This window comes from Allochromatium warmingii, assembly GCF_900107145.1.
GTDB lineage: Bacteria > Pseudomonadota > Gammaproteobacteria > Chromatiales > Chromatiaceae > Thermochromatium > Thermochromatium warmingii.
Window position 1 is genome coordinate 1 of sequence record NZ_FNOW01000069.1, and the last position, 3,324, is coordinate 3,324.

Annotated in this window: 1 tRNA gene and 1 rRNA gene; both read right to left on the reverse strand. The window is 55.2% G+C overall.

What is annotated here, in order from left to right:
- Window positions 1-61: 61 nt before the first annotated feature.
- A 23S ribosomal RNA gene (locus tag BLW10_RS13230) occupies window positions 62-2,960 on the reverse strand.
- A 276-nt stretch (window positions 2,961-3,236) separates the two neighbouring features.
- Window positions 3,237-3,312, reverse strand: a tRNA-Ala gene (locus BLW10_RS13235).
- Window positions 3,313-3,324 lie beyond the last annotated feature (12 nt).

The following is a 3,324-nucleotide window of genomic DNA, read 5'->3' on the forward strand; positions in this document are numbered from 1 at the left end:
TGATCAGCGATCCGCGAAACGGTGAGAGCGTAAGGTTTTTTGTAACGCACTTGGGTGTTATATGGTCAAGCCGCACGGTCAATTAGTACGGGTAAGCTGCATGTGTTACCACACTTCCACATCCCGCCTATCAACGTTGTGGTCTTCAACGGACCTTTAGAGGTATCAAGTACCTAGGGAGATCTCATCTTGGGAGGGGCTTCCCGCTTAGATGCTTTCAGCGGTTATCCCGTCCGTACATAGCTACCCGGCAATGCTTCTGGCGAAACAACCGGAACACCAGGGGTACGTCCACTCCGGTCCTCTCGTACTAGGAGCAGCTTCCCTCAAATCTCCAACGCCCACGGCAGATAGGGACCGAACTGTCTCACGACGTTCTAAACCCAGCTCGCGTACCACTTTAAATGGCGAACAGCCATACCCTTGGGACCGACTTCAGCCCCAGGATGTGATGAGCCGACATCGAGGTGCCAAACACCGCCGTCGATATGAACTCTTGGGCGGTATCAGCCTGTTATCCCCGGAGTACCTTTTATCCGTTGAGCGATGGCCCTTCCATACAGAACCACCGGATCACTATGACCTACTTTCGTACCTGCTCGACGTGTGAGTCTCGCAGTCAAGCACCCTTATGCCATTGCACTCAGACGGTTGATTTCCGACCAACCTGAGGGTACCTTCGTGCTCCTCCGTTACACTTTGGGAGGAGACCGCCCCAGTCAAACTACCCACCATGCACGGTCCCTAACCCGGATCACGGGTCGAGGTTAGAACGTCAAACAGACCAGGGTGGTATTTCAAGGATGGCTCCACGGCAACTGGCGTCACCGTTTCGCAGCCTCCCACCTATCCTACACAAGTCGGTTCAACGTCCAGTGCAAAGCTATAGTAAAGGTTCACGGGGTCTTTCCGTCTAGCCGCGGGGACTCGGCATCTTGACCGAGAATTCAATTTCACTGAGTCTCGGGTGGAGACAGTGCCGCCATCGTTACGCCATTCGTGCAGGTCGGAACTTACCCGACAAGGAATTTCGCTACCTTAGGACCGTTATAGTTACGGCCGCCGTTTACCGGGGCTTCGATCAAGAGCTTCTCCTTGCGGATAACCCCATCACTTAACCTTCCGGCACCGGGCAGGCGTCACACCCTATACGTCCGCTTGCGCGTTTGCAGAGTGCTGTGTTTTTAATAAACAGTCGCAGCGGCCTGGTCACTGCAACCTCCTTCAGCTCCAGCCGCAGGGCTTTCACTTACACAGAGGCGCACCTTCTCCCGAAGTTACGGTGCCATTTTGCCTAGTTCCTTCACCCGAGTTCTCTCAAGCGCCTAGGGATTCTCACCCAACCCACCTGTGTCGGTTTGGGGTACGGTCACACACCACCTGAAGCTTAGAGGCTTTTCTTGGGAGCCGGGCATCAATCACTTCGTCTCCGTAGAGACTCGTCATGGGGTCTCGGAATTGAGCATCCGGATTTGCCTAGCTGCTCTTCCTACACCTTTGAACTGGGACAACCATGCGCCCAGCTGACCTAGCCTTCTCCGTCCCCCCATCGCAGTGGTGTCTGGTGCGGGAATTTTGACCCGCTTCCCATCGACTACGCCTTTCGGCCTCGCCTTAGGGGCCGACTCACCCTGCGCCGATGAACGTTGCGCAGGAACCCTTGGGTTTTCGGCGAGGGGGACTCTCACCCCCTTTGTCGTTACTTATGTCAGCATTCGCACTTCCGATACCTCCAGCCAGCTTTACAACTGACCTTCGACGGCTTACGGAACGCTCCCCTACCATGCGAGTAAACTCGCATCCGCAGCTTCGGTACATGGCTTGAGCCCCGGTACATCTTCCGCGCAGGCCGACTCGACCAGTGAGCTATTACGCTTTCTTTAAAGGGTGGCTGCTTCTAAGCCAACCTCCTGGCTGTCTGGGCCTTCCCACATCGTTTCCCACTGAGCCATGATTTAGGGACCTTAGCTGGCGGTCTGGGTTGTTGCCCTTTTGACGACGGACGTTAGCACCCGCCGTCTGTCTCCCGTGGTCGCACTTGCCGGTATTCGGAGTTTGCCTCGGGTTGGTAAGCCGGGATGGCCCCCTAGCCGAAACAGTGCTCTACCCCCAGCAGTGAACCCACGAGGCGCTACCTAAATAGCTTTCGGGGAGAACCAGCTATCTCCGAGCTTGATTAGCCTTTCACTCCGACCCACAGCTCATCCGAATCTTTTTCAACAGATCCCGGTTCGGGCCTCCAGTGTGTGTTACCACACCTTCACCCTGGCCATGGGTAGATCGCCCGGTTTCGGGTCTACTCCCAGCGACTCAAACGCCCATTTAAGACTCGCTTTCGCTACGCCTCCCCTAGTCGGTTAAGCTTGCCACTGAGAAGTAAGTCGCTGACCCATTATACAAAAGGTACGCCGTCACCCGCTAATACGCAGGCTCCGACTGCTTGTACGCACACGGTTTCAGGTTCTATTTCACTCCCCTCACCGGGGTTCTTTTCGCCTTTCCCTCACGGTACTGGTTCACTATCGGTCGGTCGGGAGTATTTAGCCTTGGAGGATGGTCCCCCCATGTTCAGACAGGATTTCACGTGTCCCGCCCTACTCGTTTTCATACCAGGTTAGCTTTCGTGTACGGGGCTGTCACCCTGTGCCGCATGTCTTTCCAGACACTTCCACTAACTGCCCTGATACTTAAGGGCTGTTCCCCGTTCGCTCGCCACTACTGAGGGAATCTCGGTTGATTTCTGTTCCTCAGGGTACTGAGATGTTTCAGTTCCCCTGGTTTGCTTCCAGACCCTATGGATTCAGGTCAGGATACTGAGCTTGTGCTCAGTGGGTTTCCCCATTCGGACATTCCCGGATCAATGCTTGTTTGCCAGCTCCCCGAGACTTTTCGCAGGCTACCACGTCCTTCATCGCCTCCGACCGCCTAGGCATCCACCGTGTGCGCTTCGTCACTTGACCATATAACCCCAAGCACGCTCGGAGTCATGTCTTGCGACATCACCTACTACGTTGCTCTGATTCGGATACGACTATCCGTTCAGAAGCCTTACGATCTCACCGTTTTGTTAAAGAACTCTGTACTACGTGTTGGTACTTGGATGAACCAAGTCCTGAAGACTCACCATCACACAACGCAGACGACGACAAACGTCATCGTACAAATGTGGCCGTGTGAGCCTTGAGGACTGGATTCGTCGTCCCAGTTGGTCTGACCTGATGCCGCTCTGGCTGGAGTGGTGGAGCCAGGGAGGATCGAACTCCCGACCTCCTGCGTGCAAGGCAGGCGCTCTCCCAGCTGAGCTATGGCCCCATAGGGAACACA